The 22,330-nt window shown below is 64.9% G+C and carries 21 protein-coding genes; 14 read left to right on the top strand and 7 right to left on the bottom strand.

The features are described from left to right. Positions 1-2: 2 nt before the first annotated feature. The 11 genes from ACQ651_RS11470 to ACQ651_RS11420 all read left to right on the top strand — a co-directional run bounded on the left by ACQ651_RS11470 (position 3) and on the right by ACQ651_RS11420 (position 11,061). Positions 3-1,283 carry an MGH1-like glycoside hydrolase domain-containing protein gene (locus ACQ651_RS11470; RefSeq protein WP_375551713.1) on the top strand — a complete coding sequence of 427 codons (1,281 nt, stop codon included), beginning with the start codon at positions 3-5 and terminating at the stop codon, positions 1,281-1,283. Positions 1,284-1,286: 3 nt separating this feature from the next. Then, positions 1,287-2,336: an ABC transporter ATP-binding protein gene (locus ACQ651_RS11465; RefSeq protein ID WP_227285062.1), complete on the top strand. Its 1,050-nt coding sequence runs from the start codon at positions 1,287-1,289 to the stop codon at positions 2,334-2,336. 112 nt (positions 2,337-2,448) lie between these two features. Continuing rightward, complete coding sequence (gene hisD, locus ACQ651_RS11460) at positions 2,449-3,774, top strand: histidinol dehydrogenase (protein WP_430449334.1); 1,326 nt, start codon at positions 2,449-2,451, stop codon at positions 3,772-3,774. Positions 3,775-3,789: 15 nt separating this feature from the next. Beyond that, entirely contained in the window at positions 3,790-4,743 is a 954-nt protein-coding gene (locus ACQ651_RS11455; RefSeq protein ID WP_430449333.1) for an ester cyclase, read from the top strand. A gap of 187 nt (positions 4,744-4,930) precedes the next feature. Next, on the top strand, positions 4,931-5,692 hold the full coding sequence (locus tag ACQ651_RS11450; protein ID WP_227285059.1) for an SDR family NAD(P)-dependent oxidoreductase: 762 nt from the start codon (positions 4,931-4,933) through the stop codon (positions 5,690-5,692). 7 nt (positions 5,693-5,699) lie between these two features. Further along, complete coding sequence (locus ACQ651_RS11445; protein WP_430449332.1) at positions 5,700-6,722, top strand: LacI family DNA-binding transcriptional regulator; 1,023 nt, start codon at positions 5,700-5,702, stop codon at positions 6,720-6,722. Next, entirely contained in the window at positions 6,719-7,690 is a 972-nt protein-coding gene (locus tag ACQ651_RS11440; RefSeq protein WP_375551718.1) for an ester cyclase, read from the top strand. The genes ACQ651_RS11445 and ACQ651_RS11440 overlap by 4 nt, the downstream gene beginning before the upstream one ends. Positions 7,691-7,797: 107 nt before the next feature. Continuing rightward, positions 7,798-8,763, top strand: coding sequence for a cupin domain-containing protein (locus ACQ651_RS11435; RefSeq protein WP_375551719.1), 966 nt, complete (start codon positions 7,798-7,800; stop codon positions 8,761-8,763). Between the two features lie 10 nt (positions 8,764-8,773). Then, a complete protein-coding gene (locus ACQ651_RS11430; protein WP_430449331.1) occupies positions 8,774-9,166 on the top strand; it encodes a RidA family protein in 393 nt (130 codons plus the stop codon). Next, on the top strand, positions 9,163-10,299 hold the full coding sequence (locus ACQ651_RS11425; RefSeq protein WP_430449330.1) for a cobalamin-independent methionine synthase II family protein: 1,137 nt from the start codon (positions 9,163-9,165) through the stop codon (positions 10,297-10,299). Before ACQ651_RS11430 ends, ACQ651_RS11425 begins: the two co-directional genes overlap by 4 nt. Positions 10,300-10,353: 54 nt before the next feature. After that, positions 10,354-11,061, top strand: coding sequence for an alpha/beta fold hydrolase (locus ACQ651_RS11420; RefSeq protein ID WP_430449329.1), 708 nt, complete (start codon positions 10,354-10,356; stop codon positions 11,059-11,061). A 14-nt stretch (positions 11,062-11,075) separates the two neighbouring features. On the opposite strand, the gene ACQ651_RS11415 is transcribed toward ACQ651_RS11420, so the two are convergent. Both ACQ651_RS11415 and phaZ read right to left on the bottom strand, forming a co-directional pair. Continuing rightward, complete coding sequence (locus tag ACQ651_RS11415; protein WP_430449328.1) at positions 11,076-11,642, bottom strand: DUF6151 family protein; 567 nt, start codon at positions 11,640-11,642, stop codon at positions 11,076-11,078. A 12-nt stretch (positions 11,643-11,654) separates the two neighbouring features. Beyond that, positions 11,655-12,923 carry a polyhydroxyalkanoate depolymerase gene (gene phaZ / locus ACQ651_RS11410; protein WP_430449327.1) on the bottom strand — a complete coding sequence of 423 codons (1,269 nt, stop codon included), beginning with the start codon at positions 12,921-12,923 and terminating at the stop codon, positions 11,655-11,657. Positions 12,924-13,052: 129 nt separating this feature from the next. Here phaZ and phaC point away from each other — a divergent pair, with 129 nt between their 5' ends. From phaC to phaR, 3 genes are all read left to right on the top strand, one after another. Next, positions 13,053-14,846 (top strand): class I poly(R)-hydroxyalkanoic acid synthase, encoded by a 1,794-nt coding sequence (phaC, locus tag ACQ651_RS11405; RefSeq protein ID WP_430450326.1) that lies wholly within the window; start codon positions 13,053-13,055, stop codon positions 14,844-14,846. A 138-nt stretch (positions 14,847-14,984) separates the two neighbouring features. Continuing rightward, positions 14,985-15,428, top strand: coding sequence for a phasin family protein (locus tag ACQ651_RS11400; RefSeq protein WP_121899368.1), 444 nt, complete (start codon positions 14,985-14,987; stop codon positions 15,426-15,428). Positions 15,429-15,599: 171 nt separating this feature from the next. Beyond that, positions 15,600-16,157 (top strand): polyhydroxyalkanoate synthesis repressor PhaR, encoded by a 558-nt coding sequence (gene phaR, locus ACQ651_RS11395; protein ID WP_430449326.1) that lies wholly within the window; start codon positions 15,600-15,602, stop codon positions 16,155-16,157. Between the two features lie 26 nt (positions 16,158-16,183). Here the strand turns inward: phaR and ACQ651_RS11390 are convergent, their stop codons facing one another. From ACQ651_RS11390 to ACQ651_RS11370, 5 genes are all read right to left on the bottom strand, one after another. Further along, the gene (locus tag ACQ651_RS11390; RefSeq protein WP_430449325.1) at positions 16,184-17,551 is read right to left on the bottom strand and encodes an aminotransferase; all 1,368 of its coding nucleotides are present in this window, start codon (positions 17,549-17,551) and stop codon (positions 16,184-16,186) included. Positions 17,552-17,702: 151 nt separating this feature from the next. Further along, the gene (locus tag ACQ651_RS11385; protein ID WP_430449324.1) at positions 17,703-18,899 is read right to left on the bottom strand and encodes a DegT/DnrJ/EryC1/StrS family aminotransferase; all 1,197 of its coding nucleotides are present in this window, start codon (positions 18,897-18,899) and stop codon (positions 17,703-17,705) included. A gap of 96 nt (positions 18,900-18,995) precedes the next feature. Next, positions 18,996-20,285, bottom strand: coding sequence for an NAD(P)/FAD-dependent oxidoreductase (locus tag ACQ651_RS11380; RefSeq protein ID WP_430449323.1), 1,290 nt, complete (start codon positions 20,283-20,285; stop codon positions 18,996-18,998). A gap of 5 nt (positions 20,286-20,290) precedes the next feature. Further along, positions 20,291-21,646: a glutamine synthetase family protein gene (locus ACQ651_RS11375; protein WP_430449322.1), complete on the bottom strand. Its 1,356-nt coding sequence runs from the start codon at positions 21,644-21,646 to the stop codon at positions 20,291-20,293. Further along, positions 21,639-22,325 carry a type 1 glutamine amidotransferase gene (locus ACQ651_RS11370; RefSeq protein ID WP_430449321.1) on the bottom strand — a complete coding sequence of 229 codons (687 nt, stop codon included), beginning with the start codon at positions 22,323-22,325 and terminating at the stop codon, positions 21,639-21,641. The genes ACQ651_RS11375 and ACQ651_RS11370 overlap by 8 nt, the downstream gene beginning before the upstream one ends. Positions 22,326-22,330 lie beyond the last annotated feature (5 nt).

Here is a 22,330-nt window from a genome sequence, read left to right as displayed (position 1 = left end):
TGATGACGGCGGATCTTTCCCACCTCGATGGCGAGGCGCGCCGCATTCTGCGGCTGAACGACAAGGGCGGCTATACGGTGCCGACGGCGGGGCTCTACCCCTACCAGTGGAACTGGGACAGCGCCTTTGCCGGGTTGGGCTTTGCCTGTTTCGACGTTGACCGGGCGTGGAGCGAGCTGGAAACGCTGATGTCGGGGCAGTGGGAAAACGGCATGGTGCCCCATATTCTGTTCCACCGGCCGGATCCGGGCTATTTCCCAGGTGCGGATATCTGGGGCACGCAGGATGCGGCGGGCAAGGGGGCGGGCCGTGTGGCCTCTTCGGGGATCAGCCAGCCGCCGGTCGCGGCCAGCTTTGCGTGGCGCATCTATCAGCGCGACCCCGAGGCCGGGGCCGAGCGGTTGCGCCGGATGTTTCCCGGCCTGATGGCGTTTCACCGCTGGTTCATGGCGGCCCGCGCCGAAAGCGGCGCCGTGGCGATCACCCATCCCTGGGAGGCGGGCCGCGATAACGCGCCGGATTGGGATGCGGCGATGGCCCGGATCTCGCCCGAGGGCGTGGCGCCCTATACCCGCCGCGATACGGGCCATGTGAACCCGCGGATGCGCCCGACCAAGGAAGATTACGACCGCTATATCTGGCTGGTCCAGTTCGGGCGCGAGCGCGGCTGGGACGATGCGGCCATTGCCGCGGAAAGCCCGTTTCGCGTGGCCGAGCCGACGCTGACCTTCACGCTGATGCGGGCCTGTCGCGATCTGCGTCTTGCCGCCGGGGTGCTGGGCGAGGAGTGCGCGGAAATCGACGGTTGGATCGCCCGTCTTGAGGCCGGGGCCGAGACGTTGTGGAACCCCGAAACCGGCGCCTATGACAGCTACGACCTGCGCAGCGGGCAACTGGCCGGCGCCGTTTCCAACGCGTCCTTCCTGTGCTGGTGGGGCGGGCTGGACGATCGCCGGTCGCGTCCCACGCTGGCGCGCATTCTGGACACGGCGCGTTTTGCCCTGCCCAGTTTCGACCCCGCCCATCCCAAGTTCGATCCGCTCCGCTACTGGCGCGGCCCAGTCTGGGGCGTGATGAACATGATGGCCGCCATCGGGCTGGCCGAACAGGGGCTGAGCGCGGAGGCGGCGCGCATCCGTGCCGATACCGCCGCGCTGATCACGGAAAACGGATTTGCGGAGTATTTCAGCCCGGAAGACGGCACGCCCGCGGGGGGCGCGACATTCACATGGACGGCGGCGATCTGGTTGGCCTGGGCATCGCCATCCGCCGGGGAGGTGTAGGACATGGGCAAGATCGAGCTGAAAGCGGTCGAGAAATGGTATGGCGAGGCGCAGGTGATAAAGGGTGTCGACCTGACCATCGACGACAGCGAATTCGTGATTTTCGTCGGCCCCTCTGGCTGCGGGAAATCCACCTTGTTGCGGATGATCGCGGGGCTGGAGGAAACCTCGCGCGGGCAGGTCATAATCGACGGGCGCGACGCGACGGCGGAACCGCCGAGCAAGCGCGGTCTGGCGATGGTGTTCCAGTCCTACGCGCTTTATCCGCACATGTCGGTCAGGGACAATATGGGGTTCTCCCTGAAAACCGCGGGGGCGCCCAAGGCGGAGCAGGAGGAGAAGGTGGCCGAGGCCGCCCGCGCCCTGCGGCTGGAGGAGTATCTGGACCGCCGCCCGAAGGATCTCAGCGGCGGGCAGCGCCAGCGCGTGGCGATCGGGCGCTCCATCGTGCGCGACCCGACCGCGTTTCTGTTCGATGAACCGCTGTCCAATCTCGATGCCTCGCTGCGCGTCGAGATGCGCTATGAGATCGCGAAGCTGCATCAGGCGCTGGATGCCACGATGATCTACGTGACCCATGATCAGGTGGAGGCGATGACGCTGGCCGACCGGATCGTGGTCTTGAGCGCGGGCCGGATCGAGCAGGTCGGCAGCCCGCGGGAGCTGTACGAACACCCCGCCAATCTGTTTGTGGCGCAATTCATCGGCAGCCCGAAAATGAACATCCTGCCCTGCACCGTGGCGGAGGACGCATTCTCTCTGCCCGGCGGCGGGGGCGGGCCGGCCACCGGGGCCGCGGGGGCCACGCAACTGGGGATCCGGCCGGAGGCGATCGGGATCGGAGCGCCCGGCGGCGGGCATGTGGATGGCACGGTCGATGTGACCGAATATCTGGGCGCGGACGCCTATCTGATCGTCGATTGCGGGGCATCGGGCAAGCTGACCGTGCGCACCGACGGGGAAACCTCGCTGAGACCGGGCGACCCCATCGGCCTGACATTCGAGGACCGCAAGCTGCATTTCTTCGACGCGGACGGGATCGCCCTGCGCTAGCCAGCCGGCATCGACGATGCCGCCGATTGGAACTGCAAACGTATGCAGTTTCCCCTTGTCATGCGCAGGGTCCCCGGTATCCTCATCGACGAAGATCTGAGGGAGGATCAAGATGGCCGAGTACCTCAAGCGTGGCAAGCCTGAGGCGGAGCGCGCGGAGGATGACGCGAGGACCCGCGAGACGGTGGAGGGGCTGCTGGCCGGGATCGAGGCGCGCGGCGACGCGGCGGTCCGGGAGTTGTCCGCGAAATTCGATGGCTACGAGCCACAGGCCTTCCGGTTGACCGCGTCGGAGATCGAGGCGGCGATGAGCCAGGTTTCGGCCCGTGAGATGGAGGATATCCGCTTCGCCCAGACCCAGATCCGCCGTTTTGCGGAGGCGCAGCGCGCCTCGATGACGGATATCGAGATCGAGACGATGCCGGGCGTGATCCTGGGGCACAAGAACATCCCGGTGAATTCCGTGGGCTGCTATGTGCCGGGCGGCAAGTTCCCGATGGTCGCGTCGGCGCATATGTCGGTGCTGACCGCCAAGGTGGCGGGCGTCAAACGCATCGTGGCGAGCGCGCCGCCGGTGAACGGCAAGCCCCACCCGGCAATCGTGGCGGCGATGCATGAAGGTGGGGCGGACGAGATCCTGGTGCTGGGCGGCGTTCAGGCGGTGGGCGCGATGGCGCTTGGCACGGAAAGCATCAGGCCCGTGGACATGCTGGTCGGGCCGGGCAATGCCTTCGTGGCCGAGGCCAAGCGACAGCTTTTCGGCCGTGTGGGCATCGACCTGTTCGCAGGCCCCACGGAAACCTGCGTGATCGCCGATGACACCGTGGATGGCGAGATCTGCGCCACCGATCTGCTGGGGCAGGCGGAACACGGCTACAACTCCCCCGCGGTGCTGATCACCAACTCCCGCAGACTGGCGGAGGAGACGCTGGCGGAGATCGACAGGCTGCTGCAAATCCTGCCGACGGCAGAGACGGCGCGGGTGAGCTGGACCGACTACGGCGAGGTCATCCTCTGTGACTGCTATGACGAGATGCTGGCGGTGTCCGAGGATATCGCATCGGAGCATGTCCAGGTGATGACCGATCGCGACGACTGGTTTCTGGAAAACATGACCAGCTACGGCGCGCTTTTTCTGGGCCCGCGCACAAATGTGGCCAATGGCGACAAGGTGATCGGGACCAACCACACCCTGCCGACGAAGAAGGCCGGGCGTTACACCGGCGGTCTGTGGGTCGGCAAGTTCCTGAAAACACACAGCTACCAGCGTATCGTCAGTGACGAGGCCGCGACGCTTGTGGGCGAATACGGCTCCCGGCTGTGTATGCTGGAGGGGTTCGTTGGTCATGCGGAGCAGTGCAATATCCGTGTGCGGCGCTATGGTGGGCTGAGCGTGCCTTATGGAAAAGGCGCACCTTACCGGGAGGCGGCGGAGTAGGCCGACGAAAACCCCATGCTGGATCTCAAACGCGGCCTTGCCCCCTTGCTTGACCTGACCGACTGGACCGCCGCCCAGTCGGTGTTCGAGGACGGCGCGATCGTGCATCTGGCCCACCCGTTCGGCACGATGGACGGGCCCGGCGCGTTTTTCGAGGATGCGCTTGGCAGGCTTGGTCACGCCTTCCCCGATCTGGAACGGCGCAACACCATCGTTCTGGAGGGGCGTACCGATGCGGGTGCCACATGGGTGGGCGCCTGCGGTTATTACTGCGGTGCCTTCATGAACCCGTTTCTCGACATTCCGCCGACCGGGCGGATGGCGGCGATGCGGCTTCACGAATTCTACCGGATCGAGGCGGGGAATATCGTGGAGTTTCAGGGGCTTTGGGATATCCCGGAACTGATGATGCAGGCCGGTGTCTGGCCGCTGTCGCCGTCGCTCGGGCGGGAATGGCAGGTGCCGGGCCCGGCCACGCAGGACGGCCTGCGCATTTCCGGCGACGGCACGAAAGCGGCCGGGATCGTGGGCGACATGCTGAGAGCGCTCGGCAGGAATGCCGAAGGTGTCGAGGCGATGCGCCTGCCGGACTACTGGCACGATGCCTGTAGCTGGTATGGGCCTGCGGGCATCGGTACCGCCCGAGGGATAGACGGGTTCCGCGCCCATCATCAGGTACCGTTTCTGGGCGCGATGCCCGACCGGGTGGGCGACCCGGCCGGCGGACATCTTTTTGCCGAAGGCAATTATGTGGGCTTCACCGGCTGGCCCGGAATGCACATGACACTGAGCGGCGGTACCTGGCTGGGGATCCCCGGAACTGGGCAGAGGCTCACCATGCGTTCGCTGGATTTCTGGCGGGTCGAGGCCGGCAAGATCCGGGAGAACTGGGTGCTGGTCGACCTGCTGGATGTGTATGACCAGCTGGGTGTCGATGTGCTGGCCCGCATGCGGGAACTGGCGTCATGATATCCGCGCCGATCCGCCCAAGCGCCGAGCCGGCGCCGCCGGGGGCCGCCTTGCCACCCGCGCTGGCGATCCGCGGTCGTGGCGAATGTGGGCAAGACCACCCGCATTGTGCAGGGCGACGGGCGCGCGCCGGTGGGCCGTGTCCTGGGCGGTTTGCCGATCCTTCCCTGTCAGGCGCGGGGGCGTCATGAGCTTGCCGCGGACCCCCTCCTTCCGGCTGGAGGGCCGTCGCGCGCTTGTCACCGGCGGCTCGCGCGGGATCGGCCTTGGCTGCGCCATGGCGCTGGCCGAAGCGGGTGCCCATGTGGTGATCGCCGCGCGCGGCGCGGAGGCCGTGGCGGCGGCGGTGGCGGAGATCACGGGCGCGGGGTACGCGGCCGAGGGGATGACCCTTGACGTGACCGATCAGGCGGCGGTTCGGGGCGCGCTGAAAGGGCTCGGGCGGCTTGATATCCTGTGCAATTCCGCCGGTCTGGCCCGCCATTCCCCGGCGCTGGAGACGCTGCCCGGGGATTATGACGCGGTGATGGATGTGAATGTGCGCGCGGCCTATTTTCTGGCCGTCGGCGCGGCCCGTGCGATGCAGGAGAGCGGCGGCGGCTCGATCATCCAGATTTCAAGCCAGATGGGGCATGTGGGCGGGATCGACCGGGCCGTCTATTGCGCCACGAAACACGCGGTCGAGGGGATGACCAAGGCGATGGCGATCGAATGGGGGCCGCGGAACATCCGGGTCAACACGATCTGTCCCACCTTCATTCGCACGCCCCTGACCGAACCGACCTTCAACGATCCGGAGAAGCGCGCCTGGATCGAGAGCAAGATCAAGCTGCCGCGCGTGGCCGAGGTGGAGGATATCATGGGCGCGGTCCTGTTTCTGGCCTGCGATGCGTCGGCCATGGTAACGGGTGCGTCCATACGGGTCGATGGCGGCTGGACCGCGGGGTAGGGGGAAGATGCCACAGGGCAAGGTAACATCACTGGATGTGGCGCGGCTGGCCGGTGTCAGCCAGTCGGCGGTGAGCCGGGTGTTCACGCCCGGCGCGTCGGTGTCGAAAAAGATGGCGGACAAGGTGCGCGACGCCGCGGCGCAGCTTGGCTATCGGCCCAACGTTCTGGCGCGGTCGCTGATCACGGGCAAATCGCGGATCATCGGGCTGGTGGTGGCCTATCTGGATAACCCGTTCTATTCCGACGCAGTCGAAAAACTGTCCGCGGCGCTGCAGAAGCGGGGCTATCACCTGCTGGTGTTTCTGGCCGGCAATTCCGACGCGGATGTAAATCAGGTGCTCGAAGATCTGATGGATTATCAGGTGGATGGCATCATCACCGCGTCGATCAACCTGTCCGGCGAGCTGACCCGGCGCTGTGCGCAGGAAGGCATCCCCGTGGTTCTGTTCAACCGCTCCATCAACGGCTCCGGCCTGTCGGCGGTCACGTCGCAAAACCGGCTTGGCGGGGCGGAGGTGGCGGAGTTCCTGCTTGCAGGCGGGCATCGGCGGATCGCCCATATCAGCGGCTGGCAGGGATCCTCCACCGGGGTCGACCGGCTGCACGGGTTTCGCGAGGCGCTGGCGACGGCGGGCCGGTCGCTGCATGCGCTGGATGACGGGATGTATCGCCGGGACACGGCCTCGGACGTGGCCCGCCGGATGATGGAGACGGCCGATCCGCCGGACGCGATTTTCGTGGGCAACGACCACATGGCGCTGGCGGTGATGGACACGCTGCGGTTCGATCTGGGCCTGCGGGTGCCCGAGGATGTCTCCATCGTTGGATATGACGATGTGGCGATGGCCTCTTGGTCCTCCTATCGGCTGACGACGGTGCGGCAATCGGTAAACGCCATGATCCATGCGACGGTCGACACGATCCTGGGGGAGATCGAGGCGGACGAACAGCCCGGCGTGCTGACGGAAATCGAGGGGCCGCTGATCGTTCGCGCCTCTGCCAGAATCCCGGAAGGATGGGGCGGATGAAAGGGTTCGACCCGAAATTCAGGGACTTCCCCGACTATATCCTCGGGATCACCCGGGAGATCTGGGAAGACCGGCGGATCGCCACGCTGCATGACTATTACAGCGAAGATATCGTCGTCCGCTCGCCTGCGTCGGTCGTGGTGGGGAACCAGGGCGTGATTGCGGCCACCATGGCGACGCTGGCCGAATTTCCCGACCGGACGCTTCTGGGCGAGGATGTGATGTGGTCCGGCACGCCCGAGGAGGGGATGCTCTCGTCGCACCGTATCCTGAGCCGCGCGACCCATGCGGGCGACGGCGCCTATGGCGCGGCGACGGGGCGCAGGCTCACCTACCGGATCATTGCCGATTGCCACGCGATCGATAACCGGATCGACGATGAATGGCTGATCCGCGACCAGGGCGCCATTGTCCGCCAGATGGGCTGGAACCCGATCGATTTCGCCCGCGATCAGATCGCGCGTGAGGGCGGACCCGACGCCTGCGTGAAACCGCTGACCCCGGCCACCGACAAGCCCGGCCCCTATCAGGGCCACGGTAACGATAACGAATGGGGCCAGCGCTATGGCGATATCCTGGCCCGTATCATGGGCGCGGATATGGCCATTATTCCAGAGGCTTACGACCGGGCCTGCCAGCTGGAACATCCCGGCGGCGTCACCGGCCACGGCCATGGCGATGCCGACCGTTTCTGGATGGGCCTGCGCGCCGCCTTTCCCGATGCCGCCTTCACCATCCACCACCAGATCGGGCGCGACGACCCGATGATGCCGCCCCGCGCCGCGATCCGCTGGAGCCTGCATGGCACGCATTCCGGCTGGGGCAGCTTCGGCAAGCCCACCGGTGCGGAGGTCTATGTGTTGGGTATCAGCCATGCCGAGTTCGGACCATGGGGCCTTCGCCGGGAGTATGTGATGCTGGATGAAACCGCGATCTGGAAGCAGATCTTGCTGGCGGAGATGGGATGAAATGTCCGCCGGCCCTTTGCATCGCGCCAATCGTCGCGTCTTCCCCTTATTTCCAAAGCCAGTCCGTGGTTTTTTTCCGGCGGCCGGATCCATGAGCATGTGAGCATATGACCCCCGAAGACATGGCCTCGCGCATCGTCCGCTATGGCGACCTCAAGCCCTGCAAGACCGCCTTCATCGACGCCCACACGCCCGGCAGCGACCAGAAGGAGAACTTCACGATCATCGGTGGCGGTGTCAGCGAAAGCCCCGATCAGCACGTGCATATCCAGATCCCGCACGGGTTCAATATCGGTGCCGCGGGTCAGCCGCCGAACTGCCGGAACTCCCTGCATTCCCACCGCACGGCGGAGGTGTTTTTCGTCCTGAAAGGCCGCTGGCGGTTTTTCTGGGGCCGCCGGGGCGATGCGGGCGCGGTGGTGCTGGAGGAGGGCGATATCTTCAACATCCCCACGGGCATCTTTCGCGGGTTCGAGAATATCGGCACGGATTACGGAATGGTGATGGCGATCCTCGGCGGTGACGACGCCGGCGGCGGCGTGATCTGGGCGCCACAAGTTATTGAAGATGCAAAAGAACATGGGCTGATGCTGGGTGAAAACGGCAGGCTTTACGACACCAAGCTGGGGCAGCATCTGCCCGATGGCGTGGCGCCGATGCCGGTCCTGAGCGAGGCGGACCTCGCGGCGTTCCCCGAGCCCGAAGCGGCCGATGTGGTGCCCGGATGCGTCGCGCGATACTGGGATCTGACCGCGCTGGCGGACAAGGCGCCCGCGAAGGTGATCGGCGCGCATGGCCGGTTGCGGGACAGGCCGGGCTTCGAGGTGGATTTCATCACCCGCGCCTCGGCCAGCGCGGCGATGCATTCCCATGACAGGCCAAGCGTTCTGATGCCGGTGCGGGGCCATTGGCGCGTGACATGGGAGGGCGGCAGCGTGACGCTGGCGCCGGGCGATACGATGAGCGTGCCGGAGAACCTTGACCATGCGGCGGTGCCGGCGATGACCGGGGAGGCAAGCCTTTATCACGTGGTCGGCACGGATGACCCGGCAGGCGCGACATGGGCCGGGTGAAGGGAGAGCCATGACCGAAAGATCCATCGCACCGGAGGGGTTCGAGGGCTATCTGCGCGACTGGAAGATGTCGCCCGCGCTGGTTGTCGGTGATCTGGTATTTCTGACCGGCATGACCGGGGCGGGGCCGGATGGCACCGTGAACCCGGACCCGGTGGTGCAGATCGAGCTGGCCTTTGAGAGGGTGCGGATCGTGCTGGAGGCCGCAGGCGCCAGGATGGTGGAGATGACCTCGTACCATGTGGGGCTGCAGAACCATATCGCGGCGTTTCGGGAGATCCGCGCGCGCCATGTCTCCGAGCCCTATCCGGCCTGGACGGCGATCGAGGTGCAGGGCTTCGTGACCCCCGGCACATTGGTGGAGTTGCGGGTTGTGGCCCGGATCGAGGGAAAGACGGAATGATCAGGACGACCCATGTGGGCAGCCTGCCCCGGACGCAGGACGTGGTGGATTTCATTTTCGCCCGCGAGAGGGGCGAGGAGTACGACCGCGCGGCGTTCGATGCGGCGATGGCGGCGGCCTGTTCGGAAACCGTGCGCCGGCAGGTGGCGGCGGGGATCGATCTGGTGAGTGACGGGGAGACCTCCAAGATCTCCTATGCGACCTATGTGAAGGATCGCTATACCGGGTTCGACGGCGACAGCCCGCGCAACGCGCCGGCCGATCTGAAACTGTTCCCGAGTTTTCTGGAACGCCTGAAGCGGGAGGGCGGCACGCCCAGCTATGCCCGGCCCATGTGCGTGGGAGAGGTACGTTCGAAAGGGCAGGGGGAGCTGGAGAAGGACATCGCCAATCTCAAGGCGGGGATGGTCGAACACGGGGCGCGCGAAGGATTCATGAACGCGGCCTCGCCCGGGGTGATTTCGCTGTTCCTGCAAAACGACTTCTACCCGACGCGGGAGGCGTATCTGGCCGCCCTTGCCGATGCGATGCGTGACGAATACCGGACGATCGTCGATGCCGGGCTGATGTTGCAGCTGGATTGCCCGGATCTGGCCCTGTCGCGGCACATGCTGTTCGCCGATCTGTCGGATGCGGAGTTCGTGAAAATCGCCGAGGGCCATGTGGAGGCGTTGAACCATGCGCTGGCAGGCATCGACCCGGCGCGGGTGCGGGTGCATATCTGCTGGGGCAATTACGAGGGGCCGCATATCTGCGACATTCCTATGGACACGGTGTTCGCCACTTTCATGAAGGTGGCGGCAAGCCAGTTGCTGTTCGAAACCTCGAACCCGCGCCACGCCCATGAATGGGCGGTGTTCCGCGACCGGGCGGCGGAGATACCGGACGACAAGATCCTTGTGCCGGGGGTGGTGGATACGACGACGAATTTCGTGGAACACCCGGAGCTTGTGGCCGAGCGGATCGGGCGATTTGTGCAGATCGTGGGCGCGGATCGGGTGATTGCGGGCAGCGATTGCGGTTTCGGCACGTTTGCAGGCTTCGGGGCGGTTGACCCGGAGATTGCCTATGCCAAATTGGCGGCGTTGAGCGCCGGTGCGGCCCTGGCCGGGGCGCGGGCCGGAGCCGCGTGAGGCCGAACCCCGCCGGAGCCCCCGGACCGGGGGATTTCAGGCCGGAGGAAGGGAATGCCGGTGACCGAACCGCTGGTCTTGCTGCCGGGAATGATGTGCGACGCGCGGCTGTGGTGGCCGCAGATGGTGGCGTTCTGTGCAGACCGCGCGGTGCATATGGCCCCGATCACCGGCGCCGAGCATATCGAGAGACTGGCCGCGCAGACCCTTGAGACCGCCCCGGACCGGTTCGCGCTGGCGGGCCTGTCCATGGGCGGGATCGTGGCGATGGAGATCTATCGCCGCGCGCCGGAGCGGGTGAGCCGGATCGCGCTTCTGGACACGAACCCGCTGGCGGAAACGCCGCCCGTGGCCGCCGCGCGCGAGCCGCATATTGTGGCGGCCAAGTCCGGCCGGCTGGAACAGGTGATGCGCGACGAGGTGGCGCCCGGCTATCTGGCCCCCGGGCCGGTGCGGCAGGATGTGCTGGATCTGGTGGTGGAGATGGCCCGCAATCTGGGCCCGGAGGTTTTCGTGGCGCAATCGCGCGCGTTGCAGCGGCGATCCGACCAGCAGGCGGTGCTGCGGCGCATTTCGGTGCCCGCGCTGGTGCTGTGCGGCGAATATGACGCGCTGTGCCCGGTGCGGCGGCATGAATTCATGGCCGATCTGATCCCGCGGGCCCGGCTGGAGATTATCGCAGGCGCGGGCCACCTGCCGACGCTGGAGCAGCCAAAGGCCACCACGGCGGCGTTGCGAAGATGGCTGGCTGACGCGGCCTGAGCGGCTCCCCGGGGTCAGGAGCCTGCGCGGCCCGCATCCTTGGGCGCGATCACGGGTGTCGCCACCGGCTCCCCGGTTTCGATGTTGAAAAACGGGGTCTGGCGCCATTTTCCGGTGACGAGCGCCGAGCCGGTGCGCAGCATCATCCCCGCGACCAGACGGCCCATGCCCTGGTGGCGCGTCTTGCCGTTGGGGCCGCGCTTGAACACCTGCCCCACGACCGGCCCGAGCGGGTCGGTGTCGACCATGTTCCGGGTCAGCACGCTGCTGAAGGGGAAGCGCGGCCTTGTTGAGGAGTTGAAGAGCGGGGTGTTGCAGCATGTCGCATACCAGCGGAACAGGCCGCGCGGCGACAGGCGCATGAGGCCGAGATATCTGCGCCCGGTGTCGATGCGGATATTGTCGGGATTGGTCTGGAAAAGCCCCACGCCTTCATCCGCGGGCAGAGGGATATTGTAATATGCCAGCGTGCGCCGGCAGTCTTCGCAATGGCATATGACATGGGCCCCGGCGCGCGGGCTGGCCTCCACGAGGTGGCCCGTCAGCGCCCCGCAGGTGCAGGAGAACCGAAGATCCGACATCGGGTTGGTTCCTTATTCTGCCGCCACGTCCCTGATCGGCGTCTTGGGCACATCGCAATTCGCATCGATGAAATCAAGGACCAGCGGGCGGATGTTGTTGCGCCAGCTCTTGCCTGCGAAGATCCCGTAATGGCCGGCCTCGGGCTCGATATAGCTGGCCTTCTTGCTGGCCGGCAGCCCGGTGCAGAGATCGAGGGCGGCCACGCATTGACCGGGCGCGGAGATATCGTCCTTCCCGCCTTCGACGGTTTTCACGGCAACCGTCGTGATCTTGCCGATATCGACCGGCTTGCCCGCCACGGTGAAGCGGTTCTGAGCGATCTCCAGCTCCTTGAAGATCCGCTCGACGGTGGAGAGATAGAACTCCGCCGTCATATCCATCACCGCGAGATATTCGTCGTAGAACTTGTTGTGCTTGTCATGATCCGAGGCTTCGCCCTTGGCCACGCGCAGGATCTGGTCCGTGAAGGCCTTGGTGTGCTTGTCGGCATTCATCGCCATGAAGCTGGAGAGCTGTTGCAGGCCGGGATAGACCATGCGCCCGGCACCGGCATACTTGAAGCCGACCCGTTGCAGCATGTGGCGCTCCAACTGGCCCATGGTGATGCGGTTGCCGAAATCGGTGACATCTGTGGCCGCCGCGTCCGGGTCCACCGGTCCGCCGATCAGCGTCAGGCTGCGGGGCTGCGCCGCGGGGTCTTCCTCGGCCAGATAGGCGGTGGCGGCAAGGGCGAGCGGCGCGGGCTGGCAGACCGCGATCACGTGACTGTCGGGTCCCATTTCGCGCAGAAAATCAACCAGATAAAGAGTGTAATCTTCGATATCGAATTTGCCCGCGCTGACAGGAATGTCGCGCGCATTGTGCCAATCCGTGATATAGACGTCACAATCGGGCAGCAGGCTGATGACAGTGGAACGGAGAAGGGTGGAATAGTGACCGGACATTGGCGCCACAAGCAGAACCTTGCGGCCGGTGGGCGCGCGCCCCTGCACCTTGAAGCGGATCAGGTCGCCGAAGGGGCGCTTGAGCACGGTTTCGACGATGACCGAATGATCGCGCCCGTCATCGCCCGCGATGGAATGGATGTTCCAGTCGGGCTTGACGACCATGCGGGCAAAGCTGCGCTCCATCACCTCGCCCCAAGCGGCGGTCATCTGGATCGCGGGATTCGCGATGAGCCCGAGTTGCGGATAGGAACACATGGCCCGCGCGGTGGAGCCCAGCCACTGGTTGGTGACACGCATGGATTCCATGAAATCATAGGTGAGAAGGTACTTCATACTGCTCTCCAGCCAAGATGCGCCCGGAACGCGACGGGTTCGGGTCTATTCGTCGCTTTGCCCCCTCACCGCGGCATCGCTATGAATGCACATGCAGCATTTGAGGGGTAAAAGCAAGCAATGTCCGGGATGAACGGGGAGGAAAACGAGATGGGCGAGAACCTGGATCGGTTGAACGCGAACCTCGCGAAAATGGAAGAACTGAGCAAACGCATGGTGGCCGCCATCTCCGCGCGGGAGCCGGCGGATGCGGGGCTGCAGGGCCCGGGGCAGGATCTGTATCTGAAGGCCGGGACCGCATATATGCGCGAAATGATGACCAATCCCGCCAAGCTGATGGAACAGCAGGTGCAGTATTGGGGCCAGACGCTGACCCATTTTTTGGAGGCGCAGCAGGAACTGGCCAAGGGGCATCTGGCGGCGCCCGAGGACGACACCCCAGACGACCGGCGCTTCGCCAACCCGATGTGGAAGACGCATCCCTATTTCAACTTCATCAAGCAGCAATACCTGATCTCCTCCGCCGCGATCGAGAAGGCGGTTTCGGAGCTCGATACGCTGGACGACAAGGACAAGAAGCGGGTGGAGTTCTTCTCCAAGCAGATCATCGACCTGTTCTCGCCCACCAATTATCTGGCCACCAATCCCGACGCGCTGGAACGCGCGGTGGAGACCGACGGCCTGAGCCTTGTTCAGGGGCTGGAGAACCTGGTGCGCGACATCGAAAGCCACCATGGCGAGGTGCTGCCCACGCTGGCGGACCCGAACGCGTTCAAGGTGGGCGAAAACATCGGCACCACCGAAGGCGCCGTGGTGTTCCGCAACCGGATGATGGAGCTGATCCAGTATGCGCCGACCACGGAAAAGGTGCACAAGACCCCGCTGGTCATCTTCCCGCCATGGATCAACAAATTCTACATTCTCGATCTCAAGGCGCAGAACAGCCTGATCCGCTGGGTCGTCGATCAGGGCTATACGCTGTTCGTGGTGAGCTGGAAGAACCCCGACGAAACCTACGCGGATGTCGCCATGGAGACCTATGTCGAGGAGGGGTATCTGGAGGCGATCCGCGTCGCGCGCGAGATCACCGGCGAAAAGCAGGTCAACGCGATCGGCTATTGCATCGCGGGCACGACGCTGAGCCTGACGCTGGCCTATCTGAAGAAGAAGGGCGACAGATCGGTGAAATCGGCGACGTTTTTCACCACGCTGACCGATTTCTCGAATCAGGGTGAATTCAGCGTCTTCCTTGAGGACGATTTCGTCGACGCGATCGAACGGCAGGTGGCCGACGAGGGGATACTGGACAGCTACTACATGTCCAAGACCTTCAGCTTCCTGCGCGCCAACGATCTGGTCTATGGCCCTGCGGTGCGCAGCTACATGATGGGAGAGGCGCCGCCGGCCTTCGATCTGCTGTACTGGAATGGCGACAGCACCAACCTGCCGGGCACGATGGCGATGCAGTATCTGCGCGGCCTGTGTCAGGGCAACGGGCTGGCGGGCGAGGGCTTCGAGGTTCTGGGCGAAACGGTGCATCTGTCGGAGGTGACGGTGCCCGTCTGCGCGATTGCCTGCGAGACGGACCATATCGCCGCATGGAAGGACAGTTTCCGGGGCGTGGTGCAGATGGGATCGAAGGACAAGACCTTCATCTTGTCGGAATCGGGCCATATCGCGGGGATCGTGAACCCGCCCTCCAAGAAGAAATACGGCCATTACACGAACCCCGATGTGAGCGGCGCGCCCGAGGCGTGGCTGGAGGCCGCCAGCTATCATGAAGGGTCGTGGTGGCCGCGGTGGGAAACCTGGCTGAAAAAGCGGTCGGGCACGCAGATAAAGGCGCGTGTTCCGGGTGAGTCGGGGTATGATGTTCTGGCGCCCGCCCCGGGGACCTATGTTCTGGCCAAGACAAATAGCTGATTTCCCTTAAGGAAACCGGGTCCAGCGAAAGCCTATGCTGCAGTGCAGAAAATACTTGCAATGCCGCACTGCAGCATCTATATCATGTTCATCCGCAGCAAAGCGCCCCGCCACAGGGGATGACAGGAGACTAGACCAATGGCAAAGACCAACGATTTCACCAAATACGTCAGCGAAATGATGTCCGCCTACCCGATGGACATGTCCGCGATGAACGACGCGTTCAAAACCTCCGCCGCACTGGGCGAGCGTATGTCCAAAGTGGCTCTGGAAGCCGCCGAGAAATCCACCGAGATTTCCTCGAAATGGACCAAAGACACCATCGCCAAGATGGGTGACGTCGCCGCCGTCAAGGACGAGCCGACCGACTACACCAAATCCCTGACCGATTTCGCTTCGGCACAGGCAGAGATGGCCGCCGAGAACATGGCCGCTTTCGCCGAAGTCGCGAAAAAAGTGCAGATGGAAACTGTCGAGCTGATGATGGCCGCGGGCAAGGAAGCTTCGGAAGAAGCCACCGCAGCCGTGAAGAAAGCCACCGCAGACGTGACCACGGCCGCCAAGAAAGCGACCGCGAAGTAAGCGATCAGACGCGGCAACGCGACACGCCGATGTCCTCCCCATCGGTGTGATCTGGAAGGGTGGGCCCCGAAACGGGCCTGCCCTTTTCTTATACAAGAAATCCGGTGATTGCTTTTCTTCTGCAACTGCGTAGGCTGATCTATGCTGCACTGCAGGGAAGGGACTTGTGTCATGGCAAAAACCGCAGAACCGCTTCTCATCAAGCGCTATGCCAGCAGACGGCTCTACAACACCGAAACCTCGGACTATGTGACGCTGGAGGATATCGCCGGCTTCATCCGCGAAGGCCGCGAGGTCAAGATCGTCGATCTGAAATCGGGCGACGACCTGACCCGCCAGTATCTCCTTCAGATCATTGCCGAACATGAAAGCCGCGGGGAGAATGTTCTGCCGCTTGCGGTGTTGACCGATCTGGTCCGAAGCTATCAGACCCAGGCGCGCAGCGTGGTGCCCGATTTTCTGGCCATGTCCTTCGAGATGCTGAAAGACGGGCAATCGAAGATGGTCGAGAACATGGCCGCGATAAATCCGATGGTGAACATGCCCGGATTCGAGACGATGCGCGCGCAGCAAGAGGCGTTCTTCAAGGCGATGACCGGCGGCTTGGGCAACCAGTGGAGCGGCCCGTTACCAGACGAGGAAGACGAGCCCGACACCGTGCCCGCGGAAGAGCTTGACGAGATCAAGAAGCAACTGGCCGAGCTGCAAAGCAAGCTGTCGAAGATGTAGGGCCATCCTGTTCGGGCGCCGCGCCCTCAGGCGAGTTCCGCGAAAACCTGCTTCAACGCGGCATCCAGTTTCCCGAACATCTCATCCATCTGCGCATCGGTGAGGATGAAGGGCGGGCAAAGCACGACGGATTGGCCGAGTGGCCGGCAGATCAGCCCATGATTGGTGCAGGTATTGGCGATGCGCTCGGAGACGGACAGCTGCCCCTCGAACGGTGTCTTGGTGGCGCGGTCCCGCACCGCCTCCAGCGCCCACATGTAGCCGATGCCGCGCAGCTCGCCGATATTGGGATGCCCGGCGATCTCGCTCAGCCCGGCCTGCATGCGCGGCGCGCCTTCGCGCACCCGGTCCATCAGGCCCTCGTTCAGGATCACGTCGATCGCTTTTAGCGCCACCGCGCAGCCGACCGGGTGGCCGGAGGCGGTGAAGCCATGGGGAAACTCCTCGATCTCGTCTATGGCGGCCTGCATCCGGTCGCTGAGATCGGGCCCGAGGATCACCGCACCCATGGGGAAGTATCCGGCGGTCAGGTTCTTGGAGCTGATGATCGCATCGGGCATGAAATCATAGGTGATCGCGCCCCAGACCTCCCCCGTCCGGCCGAAGCCGCAAATCACCTCGTCCGAGATCAGCGGGATGCCGTGGCGCCGCAGGACCGTCTGGATCGCCTTAAAATACCCTTCGGGCGGGGGAATGACGCCACCTGCGCCCATGACCGGCTCGGCCACGAAGCCCGCGATCGTGTCGGCACCTTCGCGGTCGATCACCTCGTTCAGTTCGGCGGCCAGACGGGCGGTGAACTCCGCCTCGCTCTCGCCGTCGCGGCCCTCGCGCCAGTAATGCGGGCAGGTCAGGTGAATGAACCCGTCAAGCGGCAGGCCGAACACCGCGTTATAGGGTTTGCCGGTCATCGAGGCGGAAACCACCGTGACGCCGTGATAGCCGTTTTTCCGGGTCAGGATCTTGGTCGCCTGCGGCCGGCCTTCGGCGCGGTTGAGGAACCACAGCATCTTGACCAGCGTGTCATTCGCCTCGGATCCGGAATTGGTGTAGAACACCTTGCCGCGCGGGAAGGGCGAGACGTTGACCAGCGTTTCAGACAGCGCGACCGTCTGGTCTGACATGCGCCCGAAAAAGGCGTGATAGCCGGGGAAACGGTCGTACTGGGCCTTCGCGGCCTCGGCCAGGCCCTTGTGGTCGAACCCGGCGACCATATTCCAGAGGCCCGAATTGCTGTCGAGATACTTCTTGCCGTTGGTGTCGAAGATATAGGGCCCCTCGCCATGGGTCACGACGACCGTGCCGCGATCGCGGACCGAGGGCAGATCGGTAAAGCCGTAAAGCGCGTATTGCGCGGCCCGGGCTTCCCAGGAATTGGGTGCGTGATCGTTCATCGGAGCGGCTCCCGAATTGGCGTTTGCGCCACGCTAGACCTGCCCGGCGCGGCCCGCAATCACCCTTGTGACCGCGCACCCCGCGGGGTGCGCGGGCGCGGCGCCGGTTCGGCCCTGCCGCGGCACCGGGCGCCGCGGCGGCCCCGTGCCCTCAGGTGCCATAGGCGCGGCTTTCGCCCATGATATCCTCCGCCGCGGCGATCAGGGCGCTGATGATGAAGTCAAGCTCGGGCCTTTGCAGCCGGGCGGGCAGCCGCACGTCGCAGGCGCGCATCAGCATCGCGCGGGTCTGCGGCAGTTCGGGCGTATCGCCGGGAATGAAGTGCCAGTTCCAGAAGGCGCGCGCATTGTCAGTGCTGAGCCCGAATACCTGCACCTTCACGCCGCGCGCGGCGGCGGCATCGGCAAAGGCGCGGGCATCCGCATCATGGTCGAAGCCTTGCAGGTTGAACTGGATCGAATCGGGCGCGCGCTCTTCCGGCGGCAGGGCGTCGGGCACGTTCAGCCATGGCGAGGAGTTCAGCGCGGCGGCCACATAATCGTGATTGGTCCGGCCATCGCGCACCCGGCGGGCCACCTCGGGCAATTGCGGGCGGATCACAGCGGCGCTGAGATTCTGCATCCGCATGTTGTAAAGCGGCAGCCGGTTCTGCCAGCGGGCGAAGGCCTCGTGCAGGACGGCGTGTTTCTTCCAGTTATGCTCGTATGCGCCCGACATGATGACCGCGCGGGCCACCAGATCGGCATCATCGGTGATCAGAATGCCGCCTTCGCCCGCGTTCACCAGCTTGTAGGACTGGAAACTGAAGCAGCCGACCCGCCCGATGGTGCCGACCTTGCGCCCGTTCCAGAGCGTGCCGAGCGAATGCGCGGCGTCCTCGATCACCGGGATGCCGGCTTCATCGCAGAGCGCCATGATCGCGTCCATATCCGAAGTGTGGCCACGCATGTGAGAGATGATGACCGCATCGGCCCCGGGCAGTTTCGCGGCGAAATCATCCATGCCGATGCGGTAGTTCCGGCCGACCTCGACGAGGACGGGCTGACAGTTGGCGTGGACGATGGCGGAGGGCACGGCGGCGAAGGTGAAGGCCGGGATCAGGACGCGGGCGTCCTTGGGCAGGTCCAGCGCGCAGAGCGACAGGAAAAGTGCGGCCGAGCAGGAGGAGACGGCAAGCGCGTATCTGGAGCCCATGAGTGCGGCGAATTCCTGCTCCAGCAGGGCCACGGGCGCGTCTTCGGGGGCGGTGTAGCGAAAGAGATCGCCGGATTGCAGGAGCCGGTCAATCTCGGCGCGGGCGGCCTCGGGGATCGGTTCGGCGTCGTAGACATTGGGGGCGAGGGCCATCATTTCACCTTTTCGAAAACTCCTATTTCAGTTTTCTTTACATGCAAAGCGCGGGGAAATCCAGCGGGGCGGCGTCCCCGGCGCGATTTTCCGCGATCAGATGCCCAATTTGTCGCGCAGCCCGTACCAGGTCATGGCGGAGACGAGCAGGGGCCATCTGAGCGCCGCGCCACCGGGAAAACGGGGCGATGGCACGCGGGCCATGACATCGAAGCGGTCGGTCTGGCCCTGAATGGCCTCGGCGATCATCCGGCCCGCCAGCGTGGCCATCGCGACCCCGTGGCCGGAATAGCCCGAGGCCGACCAGAGGCCCGGGCGGGTTTGGGCGAAATGCGGCATCCGGTTCATGGTGATGGCCAGCGTGCCGCCCCAGGCATGGGTGATCTCCACATTCGCGAGATGCGGAAAGGTCCGCGCCAGCGGCCTGCGGACCAGCGCGGCGATGTCGCGTGGGAACCGGTAGCCATAGCTTTCGCCGCCACCGAAAAGCAGCCGGTTGTCAGGCGTGGTGCGATAGTAATTGACCACGAAGTTGCTGTCGGCGGCGCAGATGCGGCGGTGCAGGGCCGCGCTGTCGGGCAGCGGCGCGGTGGCGACGATGAAATTGTTGATCGGCATGACGCGGGCCGCAGTCTGCGGATGCAGACCGCCCAGATAGCCGTTGCAGGCCAGAACCACCTGATCGGCACGCACGGCGCCGGCCTCGGTCGTTACATGCCCCGGCGCGACCTGCCGGACATGGCTTTTCTCGTGGATCGTGACGCCCGCGGCGCGGGCCATGCGGGCCAGCCCCGACACATAGGCCAGCGGGTTCAGATGGGCAGAGCCATGGTCGATCACGCCGCCGGCATAGACATCCGTGTTGACGTAGCGGCGCAGGCCCGGGGCATCCAGAGGCTCGGCGTGTGTGTAATCGTAATGCCGCGCCAGATGCGCGACATAGTCATGGCTTTCGGCGACGCCCTTTGCCTGCCAATCCGCATGCAGCGCGCCGGAGTGCAGGTCGCACGAGATGTCGCCTTCCTCTATAAGATCTTGTACGATCCGGACGCTGTCGAGCCCGATCTGCCAGAGCTTCCGGGCGTCGTCCCGGCCCACCATCCGCTCCAGCGCGATCTGATCCAGACGCTGGCCGCCAAGAACCTGCCCGCCGTTGCGGCCCGATGCGCCGAAGCCCACGCGATGGGCGTCGAGCACGACTACGGAGCGGCCCGCGCGGGCCAGATGCAGCGCCGCCGACAGACCGGTGAAACCCGCGCCGACGATGCAGATATCGGCCCGCGTCTCGCCCCGGAGCGCGGGGAAGGGCGCAAGCGGCGGGGTGACCTCCGCATACCAGCTTGGCGGGAGGGTGCCCTGCCGGTCATTGGCGAAAAGCAGGTCCATGGCGTTCAGACGTTGAGCAGAAGATGCTCCCGCTCCCACGGGCTGATGACTTGCAGGAATTCCTTGTATTCCAATTCCTTGACGGCTGCATACACGCGGGCGAAATCGGGGTGCAGCACCTCGGCCATCGCCGTGTTCGCGGTGAACAGCTCCAGCGCGGCGTCAAGCCCGCGCGGGATCGCATCGTCGGCATCATAGGCATCGCCGGTGTATTCGGGACCGGGTTCCAGCCCTTCCGTGAGGCCGAGATAGCCGCAGGCGAGCGAGGCAGCGATGCCGAGATAGGGGTTGCAGTCCATCCCCGGAAGCCGGTTTTCGACCCGCCGCGCGCCCGGATCGGAAATCGGAATGCGGATGCCGGTCGTGCGGTTGTCATGGCCCCATTCGAGGTTGATGGGGGCGGCGAAATCGGGGACGTAGCGGCGGTAGCTGTTCACGTAAGGCGCCAGAAGCGCGATGACCGAGGGCAGGTGCCGCTGCATGCCGCTGATGAAATGGCCGAAGGCGGGGGTTTCGGCCCCGTCCGCGGCGGAGAAGATATTGGCCCCGGTTTCGGCATCCACCACCGAATGGTGAATATGCATCGCGCTGCCGGGTTCGCCCTCGATCGGCTTGGCCATGAAGGTGGCATAGCAGCCATGGCGGTGGGCCGCCTCGCGGATCAGGCGCTTGTAGAAAAAGATCTCGTCGGCCAGCCGCACCGGGTCGCCATGGCGCAGGTTCAACTCGATCTGCCCGGCGCCGCCCTCCTGCAGGATGCCGTCGATTTCCAGCCCCTGCGCCTCGGCGAAATCGTAGATATCGTCGATCACGGGGCCGTATTCATCCACCGCGGACATCGAATAGGCCTGCCGGGCGGCGGCGGGCCGGCCCGAGCGGCCCATGGGCGGTTTGATCGCCTGCCCGGGATCGGTATTGGGCGCGACGAGGAAAAACTCCATCTCCGGGGCCACGATCGGCTGCCAGCCCCTGGCGTTGTAAAGCGCCTCCACCCGTTTCAGGACGTTCCGGGGGGCGTAGGGCACGGGCCGGCCTTGCTGATCGTCGATATTGTGGATCACCTGAAGGGTCCAGTCGGCGGTCCAGGGGGCGGGCGTTGCGGTGTCGAAATCCGGCGTGAGGATCATATCGGGTTCGGTGAAGCCATCGGGGGCGGCATCCGCCCAATCCCCGGTGATCGTCTGGAAGAAGATCGAATTGGGCAGGTAGAAATGGCTTTGCTTGGCGAATTTGGCGCCCGGCATGGCCTTGCCGCGGGCAATCCCGGCCAGATCGGAGACGATGCATTCGACCTCGTCCAGCGTCCGGCCTTCCAGATAGGCCTGCGCGGTCTCGGGCAGCTTGTCGAGGAATTCATGCATCGACCCGGGCCTTCTTGAGTACGTCGGCCAGCATCAGGGCGATATCGCCGGCGTCGTTGGGTTGCGGCAGATCGGCGGCGGCCTGCGCGAGCTGGTCTGCCGGTACGATACCGGGGCCGCGATGGGCGATAAGACCGGCCATGATCGCGGCGTCGAATTCGGGATGGGGCTGAACCGTCAGGATCCGCGAACCATAGGCCAGCACCGCATTGGCGCAGAAATCCGACTGGCCCAGCACCTCCGCCCCTGCCGGCAGGTCGACGACCTGATCCTGATGCCACGCGTTCAGATGGAAGGTTTTCCCGCCGATCCGGTAGCCTTGCCGTCCAACGGACCAGCCGCCGGCGAATTTCTCCACCCGGCCGCCCAGGGCCTGCGCGATGATCTGATGGCCGAAACAGATGCCGACCATGGGCCGTTCCGCCTCCCGGATGGCGCGGATCAGCTCTTCCAGCGGCGGGATCCACGGATGATCCTCGTAAGCGCCATGCTTGGAGCCGGTCACGAGCCAGGCGTCGGCGGCGGCGGGGCCGTCGGGAAACTCCATATCGACCACGTTGAAGACGCGGAAGTCAAAGCCGCGCCCGTCGAGAAGCCGCCGGAACATGCTGTCGAAATCGCCATGGGTTTGCCGGATCTCGTCTGAGGCGTGGCCGGTTTGCAGGATGCCGAGGATCATTGGGG

Origin of the sequence: Rhodophyticola sp., assembly GCF_965284195.1 — a bacterium.
In the GTDB taxonomy this organism is placed as follows: domain Bacteria; phylum Pseudomonadota; class Alphaproteobacteria; order Rhodobacterales; family Rhodobacteraceae; genus Rhodophyticola.
This window is presented reverse-complemented; position numbering and strand designations above follow the sequence as displayed.